Origin of the sequence: Alsobacter ponti, from assembly GCF_024294805.1 — a bacterium.
Classification (GTDB): Bacteria; Pseudomonadota; Alphaproteobacteria; order Rhizobiales; family Beijerinckiaceae; genus Alsobacter; species Alsobacter ponti.
Map to the genome: position 1 here is coordinate 121,087 of NZ_JANCLU010000007.1, position 26,161 is coordinate 147,247.

A 26,161-nucleotide genomic window follows, 5' to 3' on the forward strand; every position below is an offset into this window, starting at 1 on the left:
ATCAATCATAGATGTGCAGGCGTCCATCGCCCAGCACGAGGCGGCGGGCGGAGTCGAACTGGTCCATCAGCGCGAGATCGTGCGTCGCGATGACGATGGCGGTGCCCGAGCGGTTCAGCTCGACGAACAGGCGCAGCAGGCGGCGGGCCAGAGACGGGTCGACATTGCCGGTCGGCTCGTCCGCGAGCAGCAGGTCCGGCTGCATGATCAGCGCCCGCGCGATGGCGGCGCGCTGTTTCTCGCCGCCGGAGAGCACCGGCGGCAGCACGTGCATGCGCTCGCCCAGCCCCACCCAGCGCAGCAACTCGACCACCTCCGCCCGGTAGCTCGCCTCATCGCGGCCCTGCACGCGCAGCGGGAGAGCGACGTTCTCGTACGTCGTGAGATGTTCGAGCAGGCGAAAGTCCTGGAACACCACGCCCATGCGCCGGCGCAGCGCCGTCAGCGTGTCCTTCTGGATCGTGTTGACGTCGTGGCCGAACAGGTCGATCAGGCCGCGCGTCGGCTTGAGGGCCAGCAGGATCAGCCGCAGCAGTGTCGTCTTGCCCGCGCCGGAGGGGCCGGTCAGAAACTGGAAGGACTGCGGCTCGATGCTGAAGCTGATGTCGCGCAGGACTTCGGGCCCCATGCCGTACCGCAAGCCGACGTTCTCGAAACGGACCACGGTCCCAGTCTCCGATTGCTGATTCCGGCGGTGTGAATCCCGCGCGGTGTCTTCACGCTTCGTTAACGTCGTGAAGGTTCCATGATTCCTGGGCGGGTCCGCCCGGAACGGCCACGACCTTGTCTGATTCGCCATGCTGATCGTCTGCCCATCCTGCGCAAGCTCTTATTCGCTGTCGCCCGAACAACTGGGCGACGGCCGCACCCTGCGTTGCGCGTCTTGCCGGCGCACCTGGTTCGCCGCGCCGGCCGATTCGGACGCGGCGGGAACGCCGGAAGCCGGGCCGGACAGCCGCGCCGTTGTCCTCAGGGTCGAGGACACGGCGCCGGTCGCGCAGCCGGGGAAGTCCCGCTGGAGACGGAAGGCGGCGCGGTCGAAGACGGCCTGGATGGAGACGTTGCGGCGCATGTCGGCCGCTCTTCGCCGGCTAATGAGGCCGAATTTCGCCATGCTCGCGGGCCTCGCTTGCGCCGTCCTCGTCGCCGCGGCCGTGGCTCAGCGCGGCGCCGTGGTGTCGGCCCTTCCGCGCAGCGCAGGGCTCTACGCCGCGATCGGCCTTCCGGTGAACGCGCGCGGGATCGAGTTTGCAAATGTCCGGGCCGAGATCGTCACCGACAAGGACCAGCCGGTTCTCGTCGTCGAGGGCGAGGTGCGCGGCGTGGCGCGCGGGCGCGCGACCGTGGCGCCGATCGAGGTCAGCCTGCGCGATGCCGATGGACGGCGCATCTTCGAGTGGGTGAGCGAGGCTCCCGTCGCAGCGCTCGAACCGGGCGAAGCGGCGCCGTTCCGCACGCGGATCGTCGCCCCGCCCGCGGAAGGGGCATCCGTGCTCGTTCGGTTCGCGGAGCGTGATTTCCGCGTCGCGCGCCAGTAAAACGTCCGAAGGCCGGGATTCGGCCGCAACGCAGGATGCACCCGATGGACGACAACTGGCACGTGCGCGTGCTCTTCGACGCAGACGCGATCGCCCGGCGCAACGACGAGATCGCCGCCGAGATCGCCGCCCGCAAGCCCAAGGACCTGCTCGTCGTCGCCATCCTCAAGGGAAGCTTCATGTTCGCGGCGGACCTGATCCGGGCCATGCACCGGGCCGGCATGGAGCCGCAGGTCGAGTTCATGCACCTGTCGAGCTATCTCGACGGAACGGTGTCGTCCGGAAACGTGGCCATTCTGCGCGACGTCGACAGCAACGTGAACGGCCGCGAGGTGCTGCTGGTCGACGACATCCTCGAATCCGGCCGCACCATCGCCTTCGCCAAGGATCTGCTCGCCGCGCGCGGCGCCAACGTCCAGAGCTGCGTGCTGCTGGAGAAGCCGGGCAAGCGCGCGGTCTCCATCTCTCCCGATTATGTGGGTTTCACCTGCCCCGACCTGTTCGTGGTGGGTTACGGCATGGACGTCGCTCATCGGTTCCGCCAGCTGCCCTTCATCGGTGTGATGGAGAAGGACGGCGGCGAAGCCGGGGCCTGACCGGAGCACGACGATGGCATCCATCCTGATCGCCGAGGACGAGGAGGTATTGCGGGGCTTCGTGTCGCGCGGGTTGCAGCTCGACGGCCATCGGGTCGACGCTGCGCGCGACGGAGCGGAGGCGCTCGACATGCTGACCGAGCCCGGCGCGAGCTACGACCTGCTGCTGACCGACATTCGCATGCCGATGATGGACGGCATCGAATTGGCGCTGGCCGCGTCGCGCGAGCGCCCGGACATGCCAATTCTGCTGATGACCGGCTACGCCGACCAGCGCGAGCGCGCCCGCAACCTCGAGGCCCTGATTCGCGACGTGCTGGCCAAGCCGTTCACGCTGTCCGAGCTGCGCGACGCGGTGCGCGCCACGCTCGCGCCCGCAGTCATGGGTTGAGCCAGACGATCGCCGCGTTGAGAGCGGTCGCGTAGGCGACCCACAGCGGATAGGGGGCGAGCAGCCAGCCGGCGACGCGGTCGAGCTTGGCGAAGGCGTAGAGCGTCGCCAGAATCGCCGCCTCCAGCGCCAGGATGACCGCCAGCGCCAGCGGCGGGTTGCGGAGTCCGAAGAAAACGACCGACCACAGGGCGTTCAGGACGATCTGCGTGGCGAACGTCATGATGGCCTGCCGTCGCCTCGTGCGGTCCGGCGGCAGCCGCAGGATGCGCCAGAACGCCAGCGCCATCATGGCGTAGAGAAGCGTCCAGACAGGGCCGAACACCCAGTTCGGCGGCGTGAAGGCGGGCTTGGCGAGGCGCTCGTACCACAGGGGAATGCTGGGCAGGGTCGCCGCGCTGCCGATGGCGCCGGCGGCGAACACCACGCCGACGGCGATCACCGCGTGCAGCCAGGGGCTCGTCGCGTTGCGGTCGCTCGCCTGGGCACTCATCGAAGGTCCTGTCTCCGGCCGTCCTCGCCTCGATATGGCGCGGCGGCGGGCCGCGGCAAGGGCGGGCTTCCTTTCGCGGGCGCGGTCTGGTTAAGTCGCGCGCCCCGACAGCCGGACAACCAACATGACCGCTTCCGATCGCCGCTCCAATGCCCCCTGGTCCAAGCGCACGCTGAGTGCCCAGGCGCTCGGGCGCATCGATCCCATCACCAAGGGCGTCGTGCCGCCGATCCACGTGGCGACGACCTATATCCGCGACCCCGACAACCAGTACAGCTCGGGCTTCGTCTATGGCCGCCCGGACAACGAGACGGTGCGCGAGGCCGAGGCGGTGATCGCCATGTGGGAGGACGCCGAGGCGGCGATGGTGTTCTCCTCGGGAATGGCGGCGGCGACCTCGGTGGTGATGGCGCTGTCGCCGGGGGACCACATCGTGGCGCCGACGGTGATGTACTGGGCGCTGCGCAACTGGCTGCTGACCGAGGCGACGCGGTGGGGGATCGCGGTCGATCTCGTCGACACCGCCGATCTGGCCGCCGTGAAGGCGGCGCTGCGGCCGGGCCGGACCAAGCTGGTGTGGCTGGAAACTCCGTCCAACCCCTTGTGGTCGCTCGCGGATATCGCAGCCATCGCCGAGCTGGCGCATGGCGTCGGCGCGCGGCTGGCGGTGGACTCCACGGTGGCGACGCCGGTGTTCACCCGGCCGCTGGAGCTGGGGGCCGACATCGTCATGCACGCCGCCACCAAGGCGCTCAACGGGCATTCAGACGTCGTTGCGGGCGTCCTGGCATGCAAACTTCAGGACGATTTCTGGTCGAAGATCGCGGCAGTTCGCAAGAATTTGGGCGCAGTTCTGGGACCCTTCGAAGCCTTCCTGCTGATTCGGGGACTTCGCACCCTGGATCTTCGGGTCCGCACGGCGTCAGCCACCGCGGCGACGCTGGCGGAGCGGTTCTCAACCCACGCGGGCGTGGCGCAGGTGCTCTACCCCGGGCTGAAGAGCCATCCCGGCCACGACATCGCCGCGAAGCAGATGCAGGGCGGGTTCGGGCACATGCTGTCGATCCGCGTCAAGGGCGGCGAGGCGGCTTCCATCGCGACGGCGGCGGCGGTGACGCTGTGGAAGCGCGCCACCTCGCTCGGCGGGGTCGAGAGCCTCATCGAGCACCGCGCGTCCATTGAGGGGCCGGGCACGCCCTGCCCACCGGACCTGCTGCGCCTCTCCGCCGGCATCGAGGACCCCGACGACCTGTTCGCCGACCTCGACCAGGCCCTGCGCGCGGCGCACTCCTAGGCGCGCCGGCCCTTGCCGTCGCGGGCGCGGGGCGTTAACCCCTCGTCAACCCTGAACCGAACCCCCGGAGCCGAGGCGTGCGCCTGAGAGTCGCCACCTGGAACATCAATTCCGTGCGCCTGCGCTCGGGCCTCGTGTCGCAGTTCCTGGCCGACCACGGGCCGGACGTGCTGTGCCTGCAGGAGACCAAGTGCCAGGACGAGCAGTTCCCGTCCTCGGTGTTCCGCAAGGCCGGCTACGAGCACATCGCCGTCCACGGGCAGAAGGGCTATCACGGCGTCGCGGTGGTCTCCCGCCTGCCGTTCGAGGGCCGCGAGGCGCGCGCTTTCTGCGGCAAGTCGGACGCCCGGCACATCTCGATCACGCTGACGCGCGAGGCCGGCGACGCCGCCGGGGTGTCGATCCACAACTTCTACGTGCCGGCGGGCGGCGACGTGCCGGACCCCGCCCTCAACGACAAGTTCGCCCACAAGCTCGCCTTTCTCGACGAGATGCGCGACTGGTGCGGCCTCGACAAGCCGGGCGCCGGGCGCGCCATCCTGGTGGGCGACCTCAACATCGCCCCGCTCGAATCCGACGTGTGGAGCCACAAGCAGCTGCTCGACGTCGTCTCCCACACGCCCGTGGAGTGCGAGAAGCTCGGCCTCGTGCAGGGCGAGGGCCGCTGGGTCGACGCGGTGCGGGCGTTGCGCCCGGAGCCGGAGAAAGTGTTCACCTGGTGGAGCTACCGCAACCAGGACTGGCAGAAGTCCGACCGCGGCCGGCGGCTCGACCATGTCTGGCTGTCGGAGCCCCTGGCCGGCCATCTCGCCGGGGCCGAGATCGTGCGTCACGCCCGCGACTGGGAGCGCCCGTCCGACCACGTGCCGGTCATCGTCAACCTGGACGTGTAAGCCGGACGGCGGGTCGCGCCACAACACTCGACCATTGTAGATCTTGCAAACGGCAAGACGACTCAACTATTGCGGCCATCGACATGTGCAATCACAAGTTGTGCGTTTCGAGGAAATCCACCCAATTCATGGTTTATTCATTCCCGCTTGCAACAACCTCATGACAAAGCAAGACCAGTGATCGCAGCGCGACGCCGGTCGGCCCTCAGGGAGGTTTTCATGAGCAAATGGCTGTCGTCGTCGCTCGGGAGCCGGGCGGTTCTGCTTGTCGTGCTGGCGGGGCTCGTCGCCGTCGGGGTGGCGCTCGCCGGAGGGGCCGCGCTCGACGTGCAGGCGCGCTACGCCCGCGAGGTCCGCGACGCGCAGGAGCGAGCCCAGTTGGCGGAGCGTCTGAACGGTCTGATCTACCAGGCGGTGATGGAGAGCCGCGGCATCTACGGCGCGCCCACGCTGGATGCGGCGCGGCCGTTCGCCAAGAACCTGCTCGCCGTCCTCGACGAGGCCAACGCGGTGGCGATCGGCATCGACGCCATGGTCGACAGCTCCACGACCCATGCTCTGCGCGAGCGCGTGGCGGAGTTCGGCCGGTTCCGCACGGAACTGGCGCGGCTCGGCACGGAGGTGTCGCCGATGGCCGCCGACGCGGCCGGGAACAACGCGGCCAACCGCGCCAACCGCAGCGCGCTCAACAAGGAAGTCCTGGCCTTCCTCGACACGGCGCGCGCCGAGGCCGCCACCCTGTCGGCGGAGGGCGAGCGCAGCGCCGCCGTGCTGCGGCGGCTGTTCCTGGCGGGCTCGGTCGCCGGCGCGCTTGCAATGGCGCTGATCGGCGCGTTCGTCGTCCATCGCACGATCCGCCGCCCGCTGGCGGAGCTGACCGACGCGCTGAAGCGCATGCTGGCGCGCGAGGAGGTGGCGATCCCCGGCCTCGACCGCGCGGACGAGCTGGGCGTCATCGCCAGGATCATGGAGTCCGCGCAGGTCACCGAGCGGCAGCTGCGCGAGTTGGAGGCGGCGCGCCAGGCTCAGGCCGGCGAGACGCTGGCCCGAGCCGAGCGCATGACCCGCCTGCAGGAGCGCTTCGCGCGCGTGGTCGAGGGCGCCTTGCAAGGCGACCTGTCGCAGCGCGTCAACCTCGCCCTGCCGGACCGCGATCTTCAGGCCGTCGCCGACGGCATCGACGAGCTGCTGGCCGGCTTCGACCGCGGCATCGGAGAGGTCCAGACCGTGCTGCGCGATCTGGCGCGCGGCAGGCTCTCGGCACGCGTGGTGGGCGAGTACGCCGGCGCGTTCGACCGGCTGAAGACGGACGTCAACGATCTCGCCGGCGAGTTCGAGGACATGCTGGCACGGATCGCCGAGGCGACCACGGCGGTGCGCACCGCCACCGGCGAAATCCTCGCCGGCGTCACCGACCTCGCCGACCGCACGGCCGATCAGGCGGCGGTCGTCACCGAGACGACGTCGCGGCTCGGCCGCTTCTCCAGCGCCTTCCGCGACGGCGCCCGCAACGCCATCGACGCGGCGACCCGCGCTCGCGCCGCCGAGACGGACGCCCGCGAAGGCGCGGAGGTGGTCCGCTCGGCCTCCGGCGCGATGGAGCGCATCGCCAGCTCGTCGCGCCGCATCTCCGACATCATCGACCTCATCGACGAGATCGCGTTCCAGACCAACCTGCTCGCGCTCAACGCCGCGGTCGAGGCGGCCCGGGCGGGCGAGAGCGGGCGTGGCTTCGCCGTCGTCGCCGCCGAGGTGCGCGGCCTCGCCCAGCGCGCCGCAGCGGCCTCGAACGACGTCAAGCAGCTCGTCGTCACCGCCCAGCGCGACGTCGCGTCCGGCGTGCAGCTGGTCGACCAGACCTCGGAGATGTTCGAGCGCATCACCGGGTCGGTGAACGAGGTGACGCGCCTGATGGACGTGCTCTCGGCCGCCTCCGACGGCCAGGCCCGCGACATTGGCGGGCTCGGCGGCGAGGTGGAGCGCATCGACGAGATGACGCAGCAGAACGCCGCCCTCGTCGAGGAGACCAACGCGGCGCTGGCCGTCACCGACCGGCAAACGGCGGGGCTGGATTCGCTGGTGCGGCGCTTCGAGTTCCGCTCGGGGGCCGGAGCGTCGGAGCCGGCGCGCGGCTCGGCCCGGGCGGCCTGAGCGTCAGCCGCCGATCGCGTCGAGGCTGTCGCCGATTTGCCCGAGGCGGGCGACCGTCTCGTCCATGCGCCGCGCGATCATCTCGCGCAGCGCCTCCGCCGCGGCGGGATATTCCTCCAGCACGCGGCGGAACACGGGCCGGGTGATCTTGAGCACGTGGCCGGGGGCGCTGGCCACGGCGGTGAGGGGGCGCTCCGTATCGGTGAGCAGGGCCAGCTCGCCGAGCAGGGTGGCGCGCCCGGCCTCGACGGGTCCGGCGGGATCGCCCTCCAGCGTCACGCCGCCGCTCATCACCACATAGGCCCCGTCGGAGGGCTCGCCGCGCCGGAACAGCACGTCGCCGGGCTGGACCCGCCGCGACTCGGCGGCGAAGGCGATCAGCCGCAGAGCCTCATGGTCGAGCCGCCGGAAGAACGGCACCGACTCGAGCGTGGCGATATCCTGGGCGAGGGTCACGGCGTCAGGGCAGGAGCTTGTAGCCGCCGGCCTCGGTCACGAGGATCTGGGCGTTGGAGGGGTCTTTCTCGATCTTCTGCCGCAAGCGGTAGATGTGCGTCTCCAGCGTGTGGGTCGTCACGTTGGCGTTGTAGCCCCACACCTCGGTCAGCAGCACGTCGCGCGTCACCACCTTGCGGTCCGCCCTGTAGAGGAAACGCAGGATGGCCGTCTCCTTCTCCGTCAGCTTGAGCTTGGAGCCGTTCGGCGCGACCAGCAGCTTGGCGCTCGGGCGGAACGTGTAGGGGCCGATGGAGAAGACGGCGTCCTCGCTGGCGTCGTGCTGGCGCAGATGCGCGCGGATGCGGGCCAGCAGCACGGAGAAGCGGAACGGCTTGGCGACGTAGTCGTTGGCGCCCGATTCCAGACCCAGCACGGTGTCGGAATCGGTGTCGTGGCCCGTCAGCATGATGATCGGCGAGCGGAACCCGCCCTTGCGCATCAGCTTCACGGCCTCGCGGCCGTCCATGTCGGGCAGGCCGACATCCATCAGCGCCAGGTCGACGCGGCGGTCGCGCACCGCGGCCAGCGCCTTGGCGGCGGTGTCGACGGTCCGCGCCTCGAATTCCTCGTGGAGCGCGAGCTGCTCGGCGAGCGCCCCCGCCAGATCGGGATCGTCCTCGACCACCAGAATGGAACGCACGTTCGCCATCAAGCCTGCCCCGTCGTCGCCCGGAACGATGTTCCGCACTGGAATATACGCCGGATTTGGTCCAAGTAGACCACCCCCGCGTGGCCATGCAAGCCAGGCGTCCCCTTCCACCGCGCCGGATCGCCCCTCCCGTGACCCACCGCACCCTCGATCGCGTGCTCGTCCGCAGCCGGGTCGGCGACCCGAGCAAGGGTCTGCTCGTGGCCGGCGGGCTCGCCATTCCGTGCGCGCTGGGACGCGGCGGCGTCGCGCGGCGCAAGCGCGAGGGCGACGGCGCAACGCCGGCCGCCACGCTGCGCCCGGTGGCGCTGATGGCGCGCCGCGACAGGCTGCATCCGCCCGCGACGGGCCTGCCCGCCTCCGCCATCCTGCCGACGCAGGGCTGGTGCGACGATCCGCGCCACCCGCTGTACAACCGCAAGGTCCGGCTGCCCTTCCGCGCCTCGCACGAGACGATGTGGCGCGAGGACGGGCTCTACGATCTCGTGGTCGAGCTCGACTGGAACCGCGGCCCCGCGGTCAAGGGCCGGGGCAGCGCCATCTTCATGCACGTGGCGCGGCCGGGCTTCGCGCCGACGGAGGGCTGCATCGCGCTGGCCCCGGCGGCGCTGCGCCGCCTCTTGCCCATGCTGACGCCGCGCACGCGCTTCGTCGTGCGCTGAGACCTTCCCGAGGACCAGAGATGACCGCCGCCTCCGCCCCCGGCCTGCTGTTCGACCTCGACGGCACGCTCGTCGAGACCGACCCGACCCATCTCGGCGCCTTCAAGGACATCCTGGCGCCCTACGGGGTGGAGGTGGACGAGCACGTCTACAACACGCACATCATCGGCAATCCCAACGCCGACATCTTCATGACCCTGCTGCCGCGCCTGACGCCGGCCGACCATCGCCGCCTCGCCGACGAGAAGGAGGCGCTGTTCCGCTCGCGCGCCGGCGGGCTGAAGCCGGCCGAGGGCCTCATCGACCTGCTCGACCGCGCCGACGCGAGCGGCGTGGGGACGGTGGTGGTGACCAACGCGCCGCGCGCCAACGCGGTGATGATGCTCGACGTGCTCGGCATCGCGGACCGCTTCCGCGCGCTGGTGATCGGCGACGAGATGGAGCGGCCGAAGCCCCATCCCGACCCCTATCTGCGTGGCTTGTCGCTGCTCGGCGCGGCGGCGGGCCGGTCGCTCGCCTTCGAGGATTCGCGCTCCGGCGTGCGCGCCGCCGCCGCCGCGGAGCTGCCGGTGGTCGGCATCACCTCGTCGCTGGCGGGCTCCGCCCTGCGCGAGGCCGGCGCGACGATGGTGGCGCGCGACTTCACCGACCCGGCGTTGCTGGCGATGGCGCGCGAGCTGACGGGGCTGCGCTAGGGTTCGAACCGAGATCCCGGGCCCACGCGAGGAAGCCGCGTCAGCCCCGATGGCCGAAGATGGCGCTGCCGACCCTCACATGGGTCGCGCCGAGCTGGATGGCGGCGTCGTAGTCCGCGCTCATGCCCATCGACAGCGTCGTCAGTCCGTTGCGCGCGGCGATGGCGCGCAGCAGGGCGAAATGGGGCGAGGGCGGCTCGTCCGCCGGCGGGATGCACATCAGGCCCTCGACCCGCAGCTCCCAGCGCTCGCGGCAGGCGGCGAGGAACGCGTCGGCCTCGGCCGGCGCGACGCCGGCCTTCTGCGGCTCCTCGCCGGTGTTGACCTGCACCAGCAGGCGCGGCAGCCGGCCGCGCTTGGCGCGCTCGGTGGCGAGGGCCACGGCGAGGCTTTCGCGGTCGAGCGTCTCGATGACGTCGAACAGGGCGGCGGCCTCGCGCACCTTGTTGGACTGCAGCGGGCCGATGAGGTGCAGCTCGACGCCGGGGAACCGCGCCTTCAGGCCCGGCCACTTGCCGGCGGCTTCCTGCACGCGGTTCTCGCCGAACACGAGCTGGCCGGCCTCCAGCACGGGCGCGATCTCCTCCGCGCCGAAGGTCTTCGACACCGCGACCAGCGTGACGGAGCCCGCCGGGCGGCCATACTCCGCCTCGGCGCGGGCGATGGCGTCGCGCACCTGGCGCAGGCGCGCGACCGCGCCGCCGGGCTCCGTGTCCGTCTCGTGCTCGTTCCCGCGCTCGCTCATGCGTCCGCTCCCGAAAGCCGGGCCCGCCGGAGATTGACCCCGGCGCGGCTTTCGTGTCCTAGTCCGAACGAACCGCGCCGCGCAAGCGGGCGCGCGCATGGCCTGTTGGACCTTTTTCCGAGCGTGAAATTCCCGTCATGATGTCCGAGCGTTACAACGCCCGCGAGGCCGAACCCAAGTGGCAGCGCGTCTGGGAGGAGCGGGAGCTCTTCCACACCCGCAACGACGATCCGCGTCCCAAGTATTACGTGCTGGAGATGTTCCCCTATCCGTCGGGGCGCATCCATATGGGCCACGTGCGCAACTACGCCATGGGCGACGTCGTGGCCCGCTACAAGCGGGCGCGGGGCTTCAACGTGCTGCACCCGATGGGCTGGGACGCGTTCGGCATGCCTGCCGAGAACGCCGCCATGGCCAACAAGGTGCATCCGGCGGCGTGGACCTACGCCAACATCGCCACCATGAAGGCGCAGCTCAAGTCGATGGGCCTGTCGCTCGACTGGAGCCGCGAGATTGCGACCTGCGATCCGAGCTATTACCGCCACCAGCAGCGCATGTTCCTCGACTTCCTCGAGGCGGGGCTGGTCGACCGCAAGACCGCCAAGGTCAACTGGGACCCGGTCGACCAGACCGTGCTGGCCAACGAGCAGGTGATCGACGGACGCGGCTGGCGCTCGGGCGCGCTGGTGGAGCAGCGCGAGCTGACCCAGTGGTTCTTCAAGATCACCGACTACGCGCAGGAGCTGAACGACGCGCTCGAAACGCTCGACCGCTGGCCCGAGAAGGTGCGCGTGATGCAGCGCAACTGGATCGGCCGGTCCGAGGGCCTGCTGGTGCGCTTCGCCATCGACCCCGCGACCGCGCCCTCCGGCGAGACCGAGCTGAAGATCTACACGACGCGCCCGGACACGCTGTTCGGGGCCAAGTTCATGGCCGTCGCCGCCGACCATCCGCTGGCCCGCGCCGCCGCCGCCAAAGACCCGGCGCTCGCCGCCTTCGCCGCCGAGTGCCGGCGCACCGGCACGGCGCAGGAGCTGATCGAGACGGCCGAGAAGAAGGGCTACGACACCGGCGTCCGCGTCTCCCACCCGTTCGACCCGGACTGGAAGCTGCCCGTCTACGTCGCCAACTTCGTGCTGATGGAGTACGGAACCGGCGCGATCTTCGGCTGCCCGGCGCACGACCAGCGCGACCTCGACTTCGTCAACGCCTACGGCCTTGGCAACCAGGTGGTGGTCTGCCCGCCGGACGTCGACCCGGCGAGCTTCGTGGTGACCGACGTCGCCTATGACGGCGACGGCACGCTGGTGAACTCCCGCTTCCTCGACGGCATGACCATCGCGCAGGCCAAGGAGGAGGTCGCGCGGCGGCTGGAGGCGGCGCGGCTCGACGGCGAGCCGGTGGGCGAGCGCAAGGTCAATTTCCGCCTGCGCGACTGGGGCATCTCGCGCCAGCGTTACTGGGGCTGCCCGATCCCGATCATCCACTGCGAGGAGTGCGGCGTCGTGCCGGTGCCGAAGGCGGACCTGCCGGTGCGCCTGCCCGACGACGTGTCGTTCGACACGCCCGGCAACCCGCTCGACCGCCATCCGACGTGGAAGCACGTGCCCTGCCCGCGCTGCGCCCGCCCGGCGCGGCGCGAGACGGACACGATGGACACCTTCGTCGATTCCTCGTGGTACTTCGCGCGCTTCACCGACCCGTGGCTCGCCGAGGAGCCGACCGACCGCGCTGCCGTCGACGGCTGGCTGCCGGTCGACCAGTATATCGGCGGCATCGAGCACGCGATCCTGCACCTGCTCTACTCGCGCTTCTTCACCCGCGCGATGAAGAGGACCGGCCACGCCGGCGTCGACGAGCCGTTCGCCGGCCTGTTCACGCAGGGCATGGTGGTGCACGAGACCTATCGCGCCGCCGACGGCGCGTGGGTGTCGCCGGCCGAGATCCGCATCGAGGCCGACGGCGCGGGCGGCCGCAAGGCCAGCCTCCTCGCCACCGGCGCGCCGGTGGAGATCGGCGCCATCGAGAAGATGTCGAAGTCCAAGCGCAACACGGTCGACCCGGACGACATCATCGGTACGTTCGGGGCCGACACGGCGCGCTGGTTCATGCTGTCCGACTCGCCGCCCGAGCGCGACGTCATCTGGACCGAGGAGGGCGTGCAGGGCGCGTCGCGCTTCGTGCAGCGCGTGTGGCGGCTCACCGGCGAGATCGCCGGCCTCGCCGCGCCGGTCGGCACGCCGATGCCCAACGCCTTCGGCGACGCCGCGCTGGCGGTCCGCAAGGCGGCGCACCGCACGCTGATCCGCTTCGAGGAGGACGTCGAGCGCCTGCGCTTCAACCGCTGCGTCGCGGCGATCTACGAGCTGGCCAACGCGCTCAGCGCCGCCATCGGCGCCATCGACACGCCGGAGCGCCCGGCCGACCTCGCCTGGGCCTTCCGCGAGGCCGGCGACGTGCTCGTCCAGGCGCTGTCGCCGATGATGCCGCATCTGGCGGAGGAGTGCTGGGCCGCGCTCGGCCACGACGACCTCGTCGGCCTCGCGCCCTGGCCGCTGGCAGACCGCAAGCTCGTGGTCGAGGACACGATCACTCTGCCGGTGCAGATCAACGGCAAGAAGCGCGCCGACGTCACCGTGCCGCGCGAGGCGAAGCCGGCCGAGGTGGAGGCCGCCGCGCTGGCGCTCGACGTGGTGCAGCGGGCGCTGGAAGGCCGGCCGGTGCGCAAGGTGGTGGTCGTGCCGCAGAGGATCGTCAATGTGGTCGCCTGAACTCTTCCGCGCCGCGCGCGGCGTCGCCCTCGCGCTCGTGCTGCCGCTGGCGCTGTCGGGCTGCCTGCGCCCGCTCTACGCGGAAGCGCCCTCGGGCGGGACGGTGCAGGAGAAGCTCTCCGGCATCATCGTCGACGAGGTGAAGGACCGCATCGGCCACTACCTCGTCGAGGAGCTGCGCTTCAACCTGGACGGCTCGGGCGCGCCGGCGAAGCCGCGTTACCGGCTCGCTATGGAGGTCAAGGAGACCGTCAGCACGGCGATCATCTCCAGCCAGACCGGCCGCGCCGAGAGCGCCACCGTGACGGCCAACGTCGCCTTCACGCTCAAGGCCATCGGCACGGACGAGACCGTGCTGACCGGCCGCGCCTACGCCTCGGCCAGCTACGACCGCAGCTCCCAGCGCTTCGCCGACGTGCGCGCCGCGCGCGACGCGGAGATCCGCATCGCCCAGCAGGCGGCCGACCAGATCCGGACGCGCATCGCCGCGCACTTCGCCACCAAGGGCTGAGCCCGATGGCCTCGCGGAAGGCCCACGAAGTCGACGCCTGGCTGAGGCGGCCGGACCCCGCGAGCGTCGTCGTGCTCGTCTACGGCCCCAATACGGGGCTGGTGAACGAGCGGGCGCGGGCGCTGGCGCGCGGCGCGGTCGACGACCCGGAGGACGCGTTCCAGCTCGTGCGCATGGACGGCGACGCCGTGGCGTCCGATCCGCTGCGCCTCGCCGACGAGGCCAACACGGTGGGCCTTTTCGGCGGCAGGCGCGCGCTGTGGGTGCGCGCCGGCGGCCGCAACCTCCTGCCGGCGGTGCAGCCGCTCCTCGCCGAGCCGCCGCGCGATACGCTGGTGGTGATCGAGGCCGGCGACCTCGCCAACAAGAACCCCCTGCGCGCCGCCGTCGAGGCGTCGCGCGCCGGCATGGCGCTGCCCTGCTATGCCGACGAGGCGCGCGACCTGCCGGCGCTGATCGACGGCGCGTTCCGGGAGTTCGGGCTGACGGCGACCCGCGAGGCGCGCGACGAGCTGGTCGGCCTGCTGGGGGCCGACAGGCTGCTGTCGCGGCGCGAGCTGGAAAAGCTCGCCACCTACGCCCACGGCCAGGACAAGGTGACGCCGGCCGACATCGAGGCCGTGATGGCGGACGCCTCGGCGTTGGCGCTCGACACCGTGGTCGACGCCGTCTTCCTCGGCGACCTCGAGACGATGGACCGCGGACTGGCGCGGCTTTTCCGCGAGGGCGAGGACGCCTCCATGACGCTGCTGGCGGCGCTGCGGCACGCGATCTCCCTCCACAAAGCCCGCGTCGCCGTCGAGGGCGGGGCGTCGATGGAGTCCGTGCTGGGGGCGGCGCGGCTGTTCTTCAAGCGCAAGGCGGCGTTCCAGCGGCAGGTGACGCGCTGGCCCTCCGGCGCCCTGGAGAGCGCCATCGCCAGCCTCCGCGAGGGCATGGCGGCGGCGCGCCGCAACGGCGGCCTTGGCGAAGCCATCGCCTCGCGCGTCTTCCTCACCATCGCGATGCGGGTGGCGCGCGGTTGACGCCCCTTTCGGCGCATTGCGGGCCGCGCGCGGCGGGACTACGGATGGGCGGGATTTCGGGAGTTTCGTCATGACTGATCGGGCCGACCGCGCCGACGTTCTGATCGCGGGGGGCGGCGTCGCCGGCCTCGCCCTCGCCGTCGCGCTCAAGACCGCCTTGTCGGGCCGGCTGCGCGTCGTGCTGTGCGACCCCGCCCTCGCCCGGCCCGCGCGGCGCGACGACCGCGCCTTCGCCATCGCCGCCGGCCCGCGCCGCATGATGCAGACGCTCGGCGTGTGGGACGCCATCGAACCCGGCGCGCAGCCCATCGTCGAGATGGCGATCAGCGACAGCCGGGTGAACGACCCGGTCCGCCCGGTCTTCCTCACCTTCGGCGGCGAGGTCGAGCCCGGCGAGCCCTTCGCGCACATGATCGAGCACGCGACGCTGCTGGAGGCGCTGACGGCTGCGGCGCGCAAGGCCGGCGTCGACCTGCGGGCGGAGGGCGTGACGGGGACGGAGATGGAAGACTTCGCGCGCGTCGCGCGGCTCGGCTCGGGCGCGCGGGTCGCGGCGACGCTGGTCGTCGCCTGCGACGGGGCGCGCTCGCCGCTGCGCGAGGAGGCCGGCATCGGGCTGGTGCGCTGGGCCTACAAGCAGTCCGGCATCGTGGCCACCATCGGCCACGAGCGCGACCATGGCGGACGGGCGGACGAACAGTTCCTGCCCTCCGGCCCCTTCGCCATCCTGCCGCTCAAGGGACGCCGCTCCTCCATCGTCTGGACCGAGCGCACGGACAACGTCCCGGCGCTGCTGGCGCTGGACGACGACGACCTTCTGGCGGAGATCGAGCGCCGCTTCGGGCTGCGGCTCGGCAAGCTGACGCTGGAGACGCGCCCCGTGGCCTATCCGCTCTCCTTCGCCATCGCGCGGGCCTTCGTCGGTCCCCGGCTGGCGCTGGTGGGGGACGCCGCCCACATCGTGCATCCCATCGCCGGGCAGGGGCTCAATCTCGGCTTCCGCGACGTCGCGGCTTTGGCGGAGGAGATCGTCGAGGCGGCGAGCCTCGGCCTCGACGTGGGCGCGGCCGACGTGCTGGAAGCCTACCAGCGCGCGCGCCGCTTCGACACGGTGCTGAACGGCGCGCTGATGGACGGGCTCAACCGGCTGTTTTCGAACGACGCGACGCCGCTGCGCATGCTGCGCGACCTCGGCCTCGGCGTCGTCGACCGCCTGCCGGGGCTCAAGCGCTTCTTCATCCGCGAGGCGGCGGGCCTGGCCGGGGCCGCTCCGCGCCTGCTGCGCGGCGAATCGCTGTAGCGCGGCGGCTCAGTCGTCGAGCCGCCGGGCTTCCTCCGGCAGCATGATCGGGATGCCGTCGCGGATCGGGTAAGCGAGCTTCGCCTTGCGGCTGATCAGCTCCTGGCGCGCCGCATCGTATTCCAGCGTGGCGCGGGTCAGCGGGCAGACCAGGATTTCGAGCAGCTTGGGGTCGATCCGCGTGCCGCCCGAAGCGGGGGCGGAATCGGGCCGGTCGGTGGGGTCGGACATGGCGTCGCCTTATTGCAGCGGGGAGTCGGAGCCGCCGCGGGCGAGCTCCATTTCGGTGATCGCGATCAGGATCTCGGCGCGCGTCTTGAGGTCGGGCGCCTCCAGCAGCGCCTGCTTCTCGCGCGGCTCGAACGGACTCATCATCGCCAGCGCGTTGACCAGCGCCTCGTTCGAGGCGTCGCGGATGCCCTTCCAGTCGACCTTCAGCTCGTTGGCCTCGACGAACAGCTTGAGCGTGCGGATGACGCCGTCGCGGTCGACCTCCTGCTCGCCGGCGCGCGGCTCGAAATCGCGCGCGTAGGGGGAGAAATCGACCCTGGCCTGGCGGAACGGCGTCGCCGTTTCGAGTTCGTGGACCACCCGGAAGCGCGCGATGCCGGTCAGCGTCACGAGGTAGCGGCCGTCGCCGGTCTCGGCGAACTGGGTGATGCGGCCGGCGCAGCCGATGGCCTGCAAAGGCGGCGCGACGACCAGCCCCTCCTGCGGGTCGTGGCCGAGTTCCGGCTGGATCATGCCGAAGACGCGCGCGCCACGCAGCGCCTCGTCGATCATCGCCACGTAGCGCGGTTCGAAGATGTTGAGGGGCATTTCGCCGCGCGGCAGCAGCAGCGCGCCCGGCAGCGGAAACAGCGGCAGCACGGCCGGGCAGTCGGAGGGTCCCCGGTAGGGCGTGTTCATGCTCATGACGGCCCTCCCCGACCGATGCGCGCCGACGGACTCAGCGGAACAGCACGGCGGAGAGCTTGCGCCGCCCCGCCACCGTCATCTCGTCCATCGGCCCCCAGGCCTCGAAGAACTGCAGCAGCTGCCGGCGCGCGCCGTCGTCGTTCCAGGCGCGGTCGCGCTTGATGATCTCGACCAGATGGTCGGTCGCGGCCTCCCGGTCGCCGCCGGCGGCGAGCGCCAAAGCGAGGTCGAAGCGCGCCTGATGGTCGGCCGGGTTGGCCGCGAGCTTCGCCTCCAGCTCGGCGTGGTCGCCGAGCGCGGCGGCCTGTTCGGCGAGATCGATGGCGGCGCGCACGGCTGCGATGGCGGGGTCGCCGGCCTTGTCGGCCGGGGCCATGGCCAGGAACCGCTTGGCGGCCTCCAGGTCGCCGAGGTCGAGGTGCAGCTTGGCCAGCGCGGCGATGGCGCGCAGATTGCCGGGCTCGTGCTCCAGCGCCTCGGCGTAGAGCGCCGCCGCGCCGGTGACGTCGCCCGTCGCGGCGATCGCCTCGGCCTCCTCGAGGATCTCCTCGACGGGGCCGGGGCCGGCCGGGCCCGCCACCTTGTCGATGAAGGCCTTGACCTGCGCCTCCGGGAGCGCCCCCATGAAACCGTCGACCGGCTGGCCGCCCTTGAAGGCGATGACCGCCGGGATCGACTGGATGCCGAGCTGGCCCGCGATCTGCGGGTGCTCGTCGATGTTCATCTTCACCAGCTTCACCGCGCCGCGCGCGGCGGTGACGACCTTTTCCAGCACGGGCGTGAGCTGCTTGCACGGGCCGCACCAGGGGGCCCAGAAGTCCACCAGCACCGGCCGGCGCATCGACTCGGCCATCACGTCCTGGCGGAAGCCCTGCGTCGTCGTCTCGGAAATCAGGCTGTCTCCGGCGCCGCCCGCCGCGAAGGAATCAAGGGACATTCTCGTGTTCTCCCAGGCCTGGCCGGCTGGTTGGTCAAAATCGTGAGGTCGCCGGCGTCGCCGGCCCGTTCGCCCGCAAAGATGGGGCGGGCGGGCTCATTCTGCAATCGCGCTCTCGGCCTCGGCCGCCGGCGCGGGGAACGCGACCACGACGGGCTCGTGGCCGGTCGAGCGCAGGAAGGCGAGCAGGCCCTCGCGGCTGACGCCCGTGGTCATCGTGTTGACGAGCGGGTGGACGTTGATGCGATCGTGATCCATCAGCCGCGCGTCGAGGACCACCGTGACCCGGCCCGCCGTGTCGTTGATGGCGGCGAACGGCGTCACCGATCCCGGCTCGACGCCCAGCGCCTCGCGCAGCAGCTCGGCCGAGCCGAACGAGACGCGGCCGGAGCCGCCGATCAGCTCGTGCACCCGTTTCAGGTCGATGCGCGTGTCCTCGACGGCGGAGATGAGGAACAGCCGGCTCTTCTTGTCCTTGACGAACAGGTTCTTGACGTGCGCGCCCGGGAGCACGCCGCGCAGGCGCTTGGATTCCTCGACCGTGAAGACGGCGGGGTGATGCTGCGTCTCGTGCGCGAGGCCGAGGCTGTCGAGGCGCGCGAACAGGTCGTCCGGGGTCGCGGGGGCCGTGGGCTGGGGTGTGGCGTGCATGGCGGGTCCAGGGGCGTGGCCGCGAAGGCGGCCCGGACCTTCTACGCCACGGGCCTGCCGGCGGGCAATCGCGGCGCGCCTGGGCCCGCCGAAAGCGCGGAAAAAAGCGCCGGGGCCTGTTGCGTCCCGCGCCGAGATGGGGCATATACCGCCCCGCCGGACGCGACAGCGTCCTGCCCCACGGATGCGGGTGTAGCTCAGGGGTAGAGCACAACCTTGCCAAGGTTGGGGTCGAGGGTTCGAATCCCTTCGCCCGCTCCAATTTCCTCCTCGCGGGGGATGGTGAAAAAGGCCGGGCCTCTCGCCCGGCCTTTTCGCGTTTCAGGAGCTGGCGATAGGGCCCGCGCGCGCCGCGCCCGCATTGACCGGCCCGATGGCGGGCGGCACATTGCGCGCGCTCTCAACCGGATCGGGACGTCGCGTCGCATGGGAATCGAATCGGTCCGCGCCTTCCTCGCCGAAAAGGCGCCCGACATCAGTATCGTCGAGCTGGAGCGCAGCACCGCCACGGTGGACGAGGCGGCGCGGGGGCACGGTGTCGCGCCGGGCCGCATCGCCAAGACGCTGTCGCTGCGGGTCGGCTCGCGCGTCGTGCTGCTGGTGACGCGCGGCGACACGCGGCTCGACAACCGCAAGATCAAGGCGGCGTTCGGCGGCAAGGCCAGCATGCTGGGGGCGGAGGAGGTGGCCGCCGTCACAGGCCATCCGCCGGGCGGCGTCTGCCCGTTCGGCCTGGCGAGCGCGCTCGACATCTATTGCGACGTGTCGCTCAAGGCGTTCGACGAGGTGCTGCCGGCGGCGGGCTCGGTCAACTCGGCGCTGCGCATCGCGCCCGAGCGGATGGCGGCGCTGGTCGGCGCGCAGTGGGTCGACGTCTGCCAGGCGCCGGAAGCCTAGGCCGGCGGCGCGAACTCGCCGGTCTCGAAAAAGCGCTCCATGGCATCCTCGTGCGCGGTCAGGTCGAGCCCCTGCCGGCGCAGCCAAGCCTCGTCGAGGTGCGTGCTGCGGTAGCGCTCGCCCGAATCGCAAAGCAGGGTGACGACGGAGCCGGTCTCGCCGCGCGCCGCCATGCCGGCCACGATGCGGGCTACCGCCCACATGTTGGTGCCGGTCGAGCCGCCGCAGGAGCGGCCGGTGCGCCGCGACAGGACCCGCGCCGCCGCCAGGCTCGCGGCGTCCGGCACGGCGAAGGCGCGGTCGATCAGCTCGGGCACGAAGGAGGGCTCGCAGCGCGGCCGGCCGATGCCCTCGATGAGCGACGACGGCGCGTCGCTGGCGCGCACGCTTCGGTCGGCGAGGTGGCGGTGGAACACCGAGGCCTCGGGGTCGGCGAGCGCCAGGCGCGTCGGCAGGCGGCGATAGCGCAGGAAGCGGCCGATGGTCGCCGAGGTGCCGCCGGTTCCCGCCCCCACCACGATCCAGGCTGGGATGGGGTGCGGCTCGGCCGCCATCTGCCCGAAGATCGATTCGGCGATGTTGTTGTTGCCGCGCCAGTCCGTGGCGCGCTCGGCGTAGGTGAACTGGTCCATGTAGTGGCCGCCCAGCTCCGCCGCGAGGCGGGCGCTGGCCTCGTACATCTCGGTCGCGCTGTCGACGAAGTGGCATTCGCCGCCCTGGAAGGCGATGGCGGCGACCTTCTCGGCCGAGGTCGAGCGCGGCATCACGGCGATGAAGCGCAGCCCGAGCATCCGCGCGAAATAGGCCTCGGACACGGCGGTCGAGCCGCTCGACGCCTCGATAATGGGCGTGTCAGGCCCGATCCAGCCATTGCACAGCCCGTAGAGGAAGAGCGAGCGCGCCAGCCGGTGCTTCAGGCTGCCGGTCGGGTGGGTCGACTCGTCCTTGAGGTAGAGCGACACGCCGGGCGCGCCCGGCAGGACCACCTTCAGGAGGTGGGTGTCGGAGGAGCGGGTGAAGTCCGCCTCGATGGCGCGGATCGCGCCGTCCACCCAGTGTCGCGCCACCTCGTCCATCGCCATGCGTCCCTCCTCCGGCCCCGGTCTCCGGGTCCTTATAGACAGGGGCGGCGCGAAGCGCGACCTCAGGCGTCGTCCGACAGGCGGCGCAGGCCCAGCAGGCAGACGACGAGCGGGGCGATGAGGAAGGCGAGGCGGGCGAGCACCCATCCGCGCTCGGTGCTCCAGCCGGGGACGTCCTCGATGCCGACGGCGACGTTGCGCGTCCAGCCCGTGACGGCGGAGCGATGCGCCGCCACCACCACTTCGCGCCCGTCGAGCGTGGAGGCGCGGAACACGCCGGCGGAGCGGTCGCCGAGCCGGTCGAGATAGCTGCTGGTGGGGCGGCGGCCGATCCAGCGCAGCGGGTCGGGGATGCGGGCCAGCACCACGCCGGAGTCGCTCACCACGGATTCGATGGCGTCGGTGACGGGCGTGCCCTGGCTCGCGAGCTGCTCCTGCACGCGGGTGAACGGCACCACGGCGGACACGAGCGTCGGCGCGGCGGCGTCGGCCGCGACCGCCACGGTGAGCACGATGGCGACGTCCCACGGCGCGGCTTCCGAGCCGGGCGGGGTGCAGACCACGACGTCGCCGCGCAGCGCGCGCGCCAGCTCGTCCGGGCAGGGGGAGCGGCGTGGGCCGGCGGTCGGCACCGGCGCGGCCTCGGCGAGGATGCGGCCGTTCGCGTCGAGGATGGACACGCTGTCCCAGGCCCGCGTCGCGCCGAGCGCCGCCGCGGCGGCGCGGCGCAGCGCCACGGGGTTGTCGGCCTGTCCCAGCGTCGCCGTTCCCAGCACCTGCAGGAGCTGCAACTGCGCGCGGACCCAGTCGTCGAAATTGCGCGAGGCGTAGGCGGCGCGGTCGGCGATGAGCCGCTCCATCTCGGCGCGGCGGTGCGCGGCGCGGACAAAGGCGGTGGCCACCACGGTAACGATGGCGAGCACCAGCAGCACCGCGATCGTCTTCAGGACCGTTCGGACGGGCGTCGCGCGCGCGGCCCGGGCGGTCGGGGGAGAAAAGGCGATCGCGCTCACGTCCGGCCTCGGGGGAATGGGCGTTGCGAATCGCCCTGGCTCAGGTTCGTCGCGAACGCTTCTAGCACCCGCGACGCCCAAGGTATCGCTCGTTCGAATACGAATGCAGCGGCGGCGCGGGTCAGTTGGCGGCCGGAGAGACCTTGCGGACGTCGATGTCGCCGGGGTGCGGCCCGGTCCGGCGCACCTCGATGCGGTCGCCCTCGCGGATCTCGCCCAGCCTGATCTCGCGGTCCGGCAGGATCACCGTCGCCGACTTGTTCAGGAACACGATCACGTGGCGCTGCTCGTTGAGCGCGGCGATGGCCCAGCGCCGGATCTGCGCGAGATAAGGCTGCGCCTTCCAGGCGGCCGGGTGGCCGGGGTCGAGCTGGATCAGCAGGTTGCGGCTCGCGGGGTCGACGCTCATCACGAACTTGCAGCGCTCGGGCTTCCACTCGGGGCCGAGGAAGCTCTCCGTCATCCACAGGCAGTGGAAGGAGCGGCAGTGCTGCGGACGCGTGGCGTGGATGCCGCAGCCCCGGCCGGGCTGGCAATGGCCGCACCACACGCCCGCCGGCTTCTCCAGCGAGGGCACGTCGTAGACCTTGCAGCACAGCGTGCAGGTTCCGCAGTCGCGCCCGGGCGCGGGCTGCGAGACGAACTGGGCGGGGTCGAGCATGGCGGCACTCGCTGGAGTTGAAGGCGGCGCACAGAATACCAGCTTGGCCGCAGCGTCAAATGGGCGGCCCGAAAACGCGAACAGGGAAGCGCCTGGCGCTTCCCTGCCGCGGGTCCTCATTCCGCCGCGCCGGCCCGGCGGGCGGGCGCGGGCTCAGGCGCGCTTGTTCTGGCGGTGGTCGATCAGGTCGTTGACGACGCCCGGATCGGCGAGGGTCGACGTGTCGCCGAGATTGCCGAACTCGTCCTCGGCGATCTTGCGCAGGATGCGGCGCATGATCTTGCCGGAGCGCGTCTTCGGCAGGCCGGGCGCGAACTGGATGAGGTCGGGCGAGGCGATCGGGCCGATCTCCTTGCGCACCCACGTCACCAGCTCCTTGCGCAGCTCCTCGCTGGGCTCGATGCCGGTCATCAGCGTCACGTAGGCGTAGATGCCCTGGCCCTTGATGTCGTGCGGGTAGCCGACCACCGCCGCCTCGGACACCTTGGGGTGGGCCACCAGCGCGCTCTCGACCTCGGCCGTGCCCATGCGGTGGCCGGACACGTTGATGACGTCGTCGACGCGCCCGGTGATCCAGTAGAACCCGTCCGCGTCGCGGCGGCAGCCGTCGCCGGTGAAGTACTTGTTCGGGTAGGTGGAGAAATAGGTCTCCATGAAGCGCTGGTGGTCGCCGTACACGGTGCGCATCTGGCCGGGCCACGAATCGGCGATGACGAGATTGCCCTCGCAGGCGCCTTCCAGGACCTTGCCGTCGGCGTCGACCACCTCGGGGCGGATGCCGAAGAAGGGCCGCGTCGCCGAGCCGGGCTTCAGCGCCGTCGCGCCGGGAAGCGGCGTGATCAGGATGCCGCCGGTCTCGGTCTGCCACCACGTGTCGACGATGGGGCAGCGATTGTCGCCGACGACGCGGTAGTACCACTCCCACGCCTCGGGGTTGATCGGCTCGCCGACCGAGCCCAGCAGGCGCAGGGAGGCGCGCGAGGTCTTCTTCACCGGGTCCTCGCCGGCGCCCATCAGCGAGCGGATCGCCGTCGGGGCGGTGTAGAAGATGTTGACCTTGTGCTTGTCCACGACGTCCCAGAAGCGGGAGATCGACGGATAGGTCGGGATGCCCTCGAACATCAGCGTGGTCGCGCCGTTGGCGAGCGGGCCGTAGACGATGTAGCTGTGGCCCGTCACCCAGCCCACGTCGGCGGTGCACCAGTAGATGTCACCGTCGTGGTAGTCGAAGACGTACTGATGGGTCATCGCGGCGTAGACGAGATAGCCGCCGGTGGTGTGGACCACGCCCTTCGGCTTGCCGGTGGAGCCGGAGGTGTAGAGCAGGAACAGCGGGTCTTCCGCGTTCATCGGCTCAACCGGGCAGTCCGCGGGCACGGACTTCACCGCCTCGTCGTAGTAGACGTCGCGGCCGGCCTGCATGGTCACGGCGCCGCCGGTGCGGCGGACCACGATGACGGTCTTGAGGCAATCCACCTTGTCGGCGGCGGCGTCGACATTCGCCTTGAGCGGAACCTTGCGGCCGCCGCGCAGGCCCTCATCGGCGGTGATCACCACGGCCGAGGACGCGTCCTCGATGCGGCTCGCCAGCGAGTCGGGCGAGAAGCCGCCGAACACGATGGAGTGGATGGCGCCGATGCGGGCGCAGGCCAGCATGGCGTAGGCCGCCTCCAGGATCATCGGCAGGTAGATGGTGACGCGGTCGCCCTTCTTGACGCCGTGCGCCTTGAGGACGTTGGCGAAGCGGCAGACCTCGGCGTGCAACTCACGGTAGGTGACGCTCTTGGATTCGTTCGGGTCGTCGCCTTCCCAGATGATCGCCACCTGGTCGGCGCGGCGGGCGAGATGGCGGTCGACGCAGTTCAGCGCCACGTTGGTGACGCCGTCCTCGAACCACTTGATCGACACCGCGCCGGGCGCGTAGCTGACGTCCTTGACCTTGGTGAAGGGCTTGATCCAGTCGATCCGCTTGCCGTGTTCGGCCCAGAAGCCAGCCGGATCCGCCACCGAGGCCGCGTACATGGACTTGTACTTGGCGTCGTCCACCCAGGCGCGCTTCGCCCACTCGGCGGGGACAGGATAGATCTTTTCGGACATGGCGTTTTCTCCCCTGGGCGAAGCCGCCCTTGCCGGGCCTCCGCGGACAACACCGGGTCGGCCCGCGCACGCATGACGCGTGGCGACGGTCCGACCCTTCGGGGCGCATTATGCGAACCGGCCCCCTCCGCTTCAAGCGCGGGCCGCTCGTGCTTTCGTCGCTAACCTTTCGGCGAAGCGCGTTTCGAGGGTTTCGCGGAGGCGGCCTGGCCTTCGCCGGCGAGCTCCATGACGACGCTCCACTCCTCATCCGTGACCGGCTGGACCGACAGCCGCATGCAGGTGACGAGCGACATCTTGGCGAGCCGCGGCTCGGCCTTCACCTGCGCCAGCGTCACCGGCCGCTCGAGCTTTTTCACGGCCTTCAGGTCCACCGCCACCCAGGGCGCGCCGGGATCGGCCGTCGGGTCCGGATAGGCTTCGCGGATCACCTCGACGATGCCGACGATCTCCTTGCCCTCGTTGGAATGGTAGAACAGGCCGCGGTCGCCCTTTTTCATGGCGATCATGTTGAGCTTGGCGAGATGGTTGCGCACGCCGTTCCAGAACGTGCCCTTGGCGCCCTCGGCAACCTGCTGGTCCCACGACCAGACGGACGGTTCGGACTTGTAGAGCCAGTGCGCCATGTGTCGATGTCCCCCGCGAATCCCGCCGCAGCTTAGTCGAGGCCGGCCGAAAAGGGAGCGTCCCCGTGCTCGGCGCGCAGCGGCCGCGTCATCAGCGCGTCCATCGCGGCGCGAATGGAGAGCCGCCCCTCCAGCACCGCGTCGACGGCCTGGGCGATCGGCATGTCGACGCTCCGCTCCGCCGCCATGCCGGCGAGCACGCGGGCGGTGAACGCGCCCTCGGCCAGCTTGCCGCCGCCGGCCGCCGCGACCGGCGCGCCGCGCCCGAGGTCGTGCCCGAAGGCGAAGTTCCGCGATTGCAGCGAGCCGCAGGTGAGGATGAGGTCGCCCAGCCCGGACAGGCCCATCAGCGTCTCCGGCCTTGCACCGTGGACGCGGGCGAAGCGCGACAATTCCGCGAAGCCGCGCGTCGTCAGCGCCGCCTTGGCGCTCTCGCCCAGCCCCATGCCGGCGGCGATGCCCGCGGCGATGGCGAGCACGTTCTTGGCCGCGCCGCCGATCTCGACGCCGCGCACGTCGTCGCCATGGTAGACGCGGAAGCTCGGCGAGCTGAGCGCGGCGGCGAGGCCCTGCGCGAGCGCGGCGTCGGCGCAGGCGAGGACGACGGCGGTGGGCAGGCCGCGCGCCACGTCGGCCGCGAAGCTCGGCCCCGACAGCACCGCAGGCACGGCGTGGGGCAGCGTCTCGGCCACGATCTCGCTCATGAAGCGGCCGGTGTCGCGCTCGATTCCCTTGGCGCAGATCACGGCCGCCGCGCCCTGGCGCATGTGTGCAGCGGCGAGCGAGGCGACCGCCCGCAGCGACTGCGCGGGCACGGCCAGCAACACGGCGCGGGCCTCGGCGATGGCGGCGATGTCGGCGGTCGGCGCGACCGAATCGGCGAGACGCACGCCCGGCAGGCGGGTGGCGTTCTCGCGCGTCGCCGCCATCTCCTGCGCCTGGCCGGCGTCGCGCGCCCACAGGGTCACGCGCCGTCCGCCGCGCGCCGCCGCGTTGGCGAGCGCGGTGCCCCACGCGCCGCCGCCCAGCACGGCGATGGACCCGAAGCGCTCGCGGGGCATGGCGCG

At 71.3% G+C, this 26,161-nt stretch carries 28 protein-coding genes and 1 tRNA gene; 14 read left to right on the forward strand and 15 right to left on the reverse strand.

All coding sequences use genetic code 11. The features are described 5' to 3' along the window. Window position 1: 1 nt before the first annotated feature. Window positions 2-664: a cell division ATP-binding protein FtsE gene (gene ftsE / locus NK718_RS09300; protein WP_254740895.1), complete on the reverse strand. Its 663-nt coding sequence runs from the start codon at window positions 662-664 to the stop codon at window positions 2-4. Between the two features lie 133 nt (window positions 665-797). On the opposite strand from ftsE, the gene NK718_RS22260 reads away from it, so the two are divergent. From NK718_RS22260 to NK718_RS09320, 3 genes are read left to right on the forward strand one after another with little or no spacing between them, the layout of a single operon-like run. Further along, complete coding sequence (locus NK718_RS22260; RefSeq protein WP_503826997.1) at window positions 798-1,538, forward strand: zinc-ribbon domain-containing protein; 741 nt, start codon at window positions 798-800, stop codon at window positions 1,536-1,538. Between the two features lie 44 nt (window positions 1,539-1,582). After that, window positions 1,583-2,134, forward strand: coding sequence for a hypoxanthine phosphoribosyltransferase (gene hpt, locus NK718_RS09315; protein ID WP_254740901.1), 552 nt, complete (start codon window positions 1,583-1,585; stop codon window positions 2,132-2,134). Between the two features lie 13 nt (window positions 2,135-2,147). Further along, window positions 2,148-2,525: a response regulator gene (locus NK718_RS09320; protein ID WP_254740903.1), complete on the forward strand. Its 378-nt coding sequence runs from the start codon at window positions 2,148-2,150 to the stop codon at window positions 2,523-2,525. Here the strand turns inward: NK718_RS09320 and NK718_RS09325 are convergent. After that, entirely contained in the window at window positions 2,515-3,018 is a 504-nt protein-coding gene (locus tag NK718_RS09325) for a TspO/MBR family protein (RefSeq protein WP_254740905.1), read from the reverse strand. The genes NK718_RS09320 and NK718_RS09325 overlap by 11 nt on opposite strands. A gap of 124 nt (window positions 3,019-3,142) precedes the next feature. On the opposite strand from NK718_RS09325, the gene NK718_RS09330 reads away from it, so the two are divergent. The 3 genes from NK718_RS09330 to NK718_RS09340 all read left to right on the forward strand — a co-directional run bounded on the left by NK718_RS09330 (window position 3,143) and on the right by NK718_RS09340 (window position 7,356). Continuing rightward, on the forward strand, window positions 3,143-4,312 hold the full coding sequence (locus tag NK718_RS09330; RefSeq protein WP_254740907.1) for a trans-sulfuration enzyme family protein: 1,170 nt from the start codon (window positions 3,143-3,145) through the stop codon (window positions 4,310-4,312). Between the two features lie 77 nt (window positions 4,313-4,389). Next, window positions 4,390-5,205, forward strand: coding sequence for an exodeoxyribonuclease III (locus NK718_RS09335; RefSeq protein ID WP_254740909.1), 816 nt, complete (start codon window positions 4,390-4,392; stop codon window positions 5,203-5,205). Window positions 5,206-5,424: 219 nt separating this feature from the next. Then, window positions 5,425-7,356 (forward strand): methyl-accepting chemotaxis protein, encoded by a 1,932-nt coding sequence (locus NK718_RS09340; protein ID WP_254740911.1) that lies wholly within the window; start codon window positions 5,425-5,427, stop codon window positions 7,354-7,356. Between the two features lie 3 nt (window positions 7,357-7,359). On the opposite strand, the gene NK718_RS09345 is transcribed toward NK718_RS09340, so the two are convergent. Both NK718_RS09345 and NK718_RS09350 read right to left on the reverse strand, forming a co-directional pair. After that, window positions 7,360-7,812, reverse strand: a complete 453-nt coding sequence (locus NK718_RS09345) for a cyclic nucleotide-binding domain-containing protein (RefSeq protein WP_254740913.1) — start codon at window positions 7,810-7,812, stop codon at window positions 7,360-7,362. Between the two features lie 4 nt (window positions 7,813-7,816). Next, a complete protein-coding gene (locus tag NK718_RS09350; protein WP_254740915.1) occupies window positions 7,817-8,503 on the reverse strand; it encodes a response regulator transcription factor in 687 nt (228 codons plus the stop codon). A gap of 119 nt (window positions 8,504-8,622) precedes the next feature. On the opposite strand from NK718_RS09350, the gene NK718_RS09355 reads away from it, so the two are divergent. Together NK718_RS09355 and NK718_RS09360 are read left to right on the forward strand one after the other, a co-directional pair. After that, window positions 8,623-9,165, forward strand: coding sequence for a L,D-transpeptidase family protein (locus tag NK718_RS09355; RefSeq protein WP_371877257.1), 543 nt, complete (start codon window positions 8,623-8,625; stop codon window positions 9,163-9,165). A gap of 20 nt (window positions 9,166-9,185) precedes the next feature. Then, window positions 9,186-9,860: an HAD family hydrolase gene (locus NK718_RS09360; RefSeq protein WP_254740919.1), complete on the forward strand. Its 675-nt coding sequence runs from the start codon at window positions 9,186-9,188 to the stop codon at window positions 9,858-9,860. Between the two features lie 40 nt (window positions 9,861-9,900). Here the strand turns inward: NK718_RS09360 and NK718_RS09365 are convergent, their stop codons facing one another. Then, complete coding sequence (locus NK718_RS09365) at window positions 9,901-10,605, reverse strand: YggS family pyridoxal phosphate-dependent enzyme (RefSeq protein ID WP_254740921.1); 705 nt, start codon at window positions 10,603-10,605, stop codon at window positions 9,901-9,903. Window positions 10,606-10,742: 137 nt separating this feature from the next. Between NK718_RS09365 and leuS the strand changes: the two genes are divergently transcribed. The 4 genes from leuS to NK718_RS09385 all read left to right on the forward strand — a co-directional run bounded on the left by leuS (window position 10,743) and on the right by NK718_RS09385 (window position 16,212). Further along, window positions 10,743-13,376 (forward strand): leucine--tRNA ligase, encoded by a 2,634-nt coding sequence (gene leuS, locus NK718_RS09370; RefSeq protein ID WP_254740923.1) that lies wholly within the window; start codon window positions 10,743-10,745, stop codon window positions 13,374-13,376. After that, complete coding sequence (gene lptE, locus NK718_RS09375; protein WP_254740925.1) at window positions 13,363-13,887, forward strand: LPS assembly lipoprotein LptE; 525 nt, start codon at window positions 13,363-13,365, stop codon at window positions 13,885-13,887. The genes leuS and lptE overlap by 14 nt, the downstream gene beginning before the upstream one ends. Before the next feature lie 5 nt (window positions 13,888-13,892). After that, on the forward strand, window positions 13,893-14,912 hold the full coding sequence (gene holA / locus NK718_RS09380) for a DNA polymerase III subunit delta (protein ID WP_254740927.1): 1,020 nt from the start codon (window positions 13,893-13,895) through the stop codon (window positions 14,910-14,912). 70 nt (window positions 14,913-14,982) lie between these two features. After that, window positions 14,983-16,212: a ubiquinone biosynthesis hydroxylase gene (locus tag NK718_RS09385; protein WP_254740929.1), complete on the forward strand. Its 1,230-nt coding sequence runs from the start codon at window positions 14,983-14,985 to the stop codon at window positions 16,210-16,212. Window positions 16,213-16,221: 9 nt separating this feature from the next. Here the strand turns inward: NK718_RS09385 and NK718_RS09390 are convergent, their stop codons facing one another. The 4 genes from NK718_RS09390 to NK718_RS09405 form a co-directional block, all read right to left on the reverse strand. Further along, window positions 16,222-16,443 (reverse strand): Trm112 family protein, encoded by a 222-nt coding sequence (locus NK718_RS09390; protein WP_254740931.1) that lies wholly within the window; start codon window positions 16,441-16,443, stop codon window positions 16,222-16,224. Window positions 16,444-16,452: 9 nt separating this feature from the next. After that, on the reverse strand, window positions 16,453-17,127 hold the full coding sequence (locus NK718_RS09395) for an LON peptidase substrate-binding domain-containing protein (RefSeq protein ID WP_254740933.1): 675 nt from the start codon (window positions 17,125-17,127) through the stop codon (window positions 16,453-16,455). A 34-nt stretch (window positions 17,128-17,161) separates the two neighbouring features. Beyond that, window positions 17,162-18,067: a thioredoxin gene (gene trxA, locus NK718_RS09400; RefSeq protein ID WP_254740935.1), complete on the reverse strand. Its 906-nt coding sequence runs from the start codon at window positions 18,065-18,067 to the stop codon at window positions 17,162-17,164. 96 nt (window positions 18,068-18,163) lie between these two features. Then, on the reverse strand, window positions 18,164-18,718 hold the full coding sequence (locus tag NK718_RS09405) for a prolyl-tRNA synthetase associated domain-containing protein (protein WP_254740937.1): 555 nt from the start codon (window positions 18,716-18,718) through the stop codon (window positions 18,164-18,166). A 186-nt stretch (window positions 18,719-18,904) separates the two neighbouring features. On the opposite strand from NK718_RS09405, the gene NK718_RS09410 reads away from it, so the two are divergent. Continuing rightward, window positions 18,905-18,979: transfer RNA gene (locus NK718_RS09410), tRNA-Gly, on the forward strand. A 165-nt stretch (window positions 18,980-19,144) separates the two neighbouring features. Further along, window positions 19,145-19,615 carry a YbaK/EbsC family protein gene (locus NK718_RS09415; protein WP_254740939.1) on the forward strand — a complete coding sequence of 157 codons (471 nt, stop codon included), beginning with the start codon at window positions 19,145-19,147 and terminating at the stop codon, window positions 19,613-19,615. On the opposite strand, the gene NK718_RS09420 is transcribed toward NK718_RS09415, so the two are convergent. From NK718_RS09420 to NK718_RS09445, 6 genes are all read right to left on the reverse strand, one after another. Continuing rightward, window positions 19,612-20,697, reverse strand: coding sequence for a PLP-dependent cysteine synthase family protein (locus NK718_RS09420; protein ID WP_305883668.1), 1,086 nt, complete (start codon window positions 20,695-20,697; stop codon window positions 19,612-19,614). The two genes, NK718_RS09415 and NK718_RS09420, sit on opposite strands and share 4 nt — an antisense overlap. Window positions 20,698-20,759: 62 nt before the next feature. Beyond that, window positions 20,760-21,710: a PDC sensor domain-containing protein gene (locus NK718_RS09425; protein ID WP_254740941.1), complete on the reverse strand. Its 951-nt coding sequence runs from the start codon at window positions 21,708-21,710 to the stop codon at window positions 20,760-20,762. A gap of 121 nt (window positions 21,711-21,831) precedes the next feature. Further along, window positions 21,832-22,371, reverse strand: coding sequence for a hypothetical protein (locus NK718_RS09430; RefSeq protein ID WP_254740943.1), 540 nt, complete (start codon window positions 22,369-22,371; stop codon window positions 21,832-21,834). Window positions 22,372-22,524: 153 nt separating this feature from the next. Further along, window positions 22,525-24,468 carry an acetate--CoA ligase gene (gene acs / locus NK718_RS09435; RefSeq protein ID WP_254740945.1) on the reverse strand — a complete coding sequence of 648 codons (1,944 nt, stop codon included), beginning with the start codon at window positions 24,466-24,468 and terminating at the stop codon, window positions 22,525-22,527. Window positions 24,469-24,629: 161 nt separating this feature from the next. Next, window positions 24,630-25,094 carry an EVE domain-containing protein gene (locus NK718_RS09440; protein ID WP_254740947.1) on the reverse strand — a complete coding sequence of 155 codons (465 nt, stop codon included), beginning with the start codon at window positions 25,092-25,094 and terminating at the stop codon, window positions 24,630-24,632. Window positions 25,095-25,126: 32 nt separating this feature from the next. After that, a complete protein-coding gene (locus NK718_RS09445) occupies window positions 25,127-26,155 on the reverse strand; it encodes an NAD(P)H-dependent glycerol-3-phosphate dehydrogenase (RefSeq protein ID WP_254740949.1) in 1,029 nt (342 codons plus the stop codon). Window positions 26,156-26,161: the final 6 nt, after the last annotated feature.

What these genes read in the sequence shown, in the direction of transcription:
- hpt (WP_254740901.1), top strand. Translation starts at nt 1,583, where the DNA reads ATGGACGACAACTGGCACGTGCGCGTGCTCTTCGACGCAGACGCGATC.
- holA (WP_254740927.1), top strand. Translation starts at nt 13,893, where the DNA reads ATGGCCTCGCGGAAGGCCCACGAAGTCGACGCCTGGCTGAGGCGGCCG.
- trxA (WP_254740935.1), bottom strand. Translation starts at nt 18,067, where the DNA reads ATGTCCCTTGATTCCTTCGCGGCGGGCGGCGCCGGAGACAGCCTGATT.
- leuS (WP_254740923.1), top strand. Translation starts at nt 10,743, where the DNA reads ATGATGTCCGAGCGTTACAACGCCCGCGAGGCCGAACCCAAGTGGCAG.
- NK718_RS09365 (WP_254740921.1), bottom strand. Translation starts at nt 10,605, where the DNA reads ATGAGCGAGCGCGGGAACGAGCACGAGACGGACACGGAGCCCGGCGGC.
- acs (WP_254740945.1), bottom strand. Translation starts at nt 24,468, where the DNA reads ATGTCCGAAAAGATCTATCCTGTCCCCGCCGAGTGGGCGAAGCGCGCC.
- NK718_RS09440 (WP_254740947.1), bottom strand. Translation starts at nt 25,094, where the DNA reads ATGGCGCACTGGCTCTACAAGTCCGAACCGTCCGTCTGGTCGTGGGAC.
- NK718_RS09360 (WP_254740919.1), top strand. Translation starts at nt 9,186, where the DNA reads ATGACCGCCGCCTCCGCCCCCGGCCTGCTGTTCGACCTCGACGGCACG.
- lptE (WP_254740925.1), top strand. Translation starts at nt 13,363, where the DNA reads ATGTGGTCGCCTGAACTCTTCCGCGCCGCGCGCGGCGTCGCCCTCGCG.
- NK718_RS09385 (WP_254740929.1), top strand. Translation starts at nt 14,983, where the DNA reads ATGACTGATCGGGCCGACCGCGCCGACGTTCTGATCGCGGGGGGCGGC.
- NK718_RS09430 (WP_254740943.1), bottom strand. Translation starts at nt 22,371, where the DNA reads ATGCTCGACCCCGCCCAGTTCGTCTCGCAGCCCGCGCCCGGGCGCGAC.
- NK718_RS09325 (WP_254740905.1), bottom strand. Translation starts at nt 3,018, where the DNA reads ATGAGTGCCCAGGCGAGCGACCGCAACGCGACGAGCCCCTGGCTGCAC.
- NK718_RS09350 (WP_254740915.1), bottom strand. Translation starts at nt 8,503, where the DNA reads ATGGCGAACGTGCGTTCCATTCTGGTGGTCGAGGACGATCCCGATCTG.
- NK718_RS09405 (WP_254740937.1), bottom strand. Translation starts at nt 18,718, where the DNA reads ATGCACGCCACACCCCAGCCCACGGCCCCCGCGACCCCGGACGACCTG.
- NK718_RS09340 (WP_254740911.1), top strand. Translation starts at nt 5,425, where the DNA reads ATGAGCAAATGGCTGTCGTCGTCGCTCGGGAGCCGGGCGGTTCTGCTT.
- NK718_RS09415 (WP_254740939.1), top strand. Translation starts at nt 19,145, where the DNA reads ATGGGAATCGAATCGGTCCGCGCCTTCCTCGCCGAAAAGGCGCCCGAC.
- NK718_RS09445 (WP_254740949.1), bottom strand. Translation starts at nt 26,155, where the DNA reads ATGCCCCGCGAGCGCTTCGGGTCCATCGCCGTGCTGGGCGGCGGCGCG.
- NK718_RS22260 (WP_503826997.1), top strand. Translation starts at nt 798, where the DNA reads ATGCTGATCGTCTGCCCATCCTGCGCAAGCTCTTATTCGCTGTCGCCC.
- NK718_RS09390 (WP_254740931.1), bottom strand. Translation starts at nt 16,443, where the DNA reads ATGTCCGACCCCACCGACCGGCCCGATTCCGCCCCCGCTTCGGGCGGC.
- NK718_RS09330 (WP_254740907.1), top strand. Translation starts at nt 3,143, where the DNA reads ATGACCGCTTCCGATCGCCGCTCCAATGCCCCCTGGTCCAAGCGCACG.
- NK718_RS09420 (WP_305883668.1), bottom strand. Translation starts at nt 20,697, where the DNA reads ATGGCGATGGACGAGGTGGCGCGACACTGGGTGGACGGCGCGATCCGC.
- NK718_RS09395 (WP_254740933.1), bottom strand. Translation starts at nt 17,127, where the DNA reads ATGAGCATGAACACGCCCTACCGGGGACCCTCCGACTGCCCGGCCGTG.
- NK718_RS09320 (WP_254740903.1), top strand. Translation starts at nt 2,148, where the DNA reads ATGGCATCCATCCTGATCGCCGAGGACGAGGAGGTATTGCGGGGCTTC.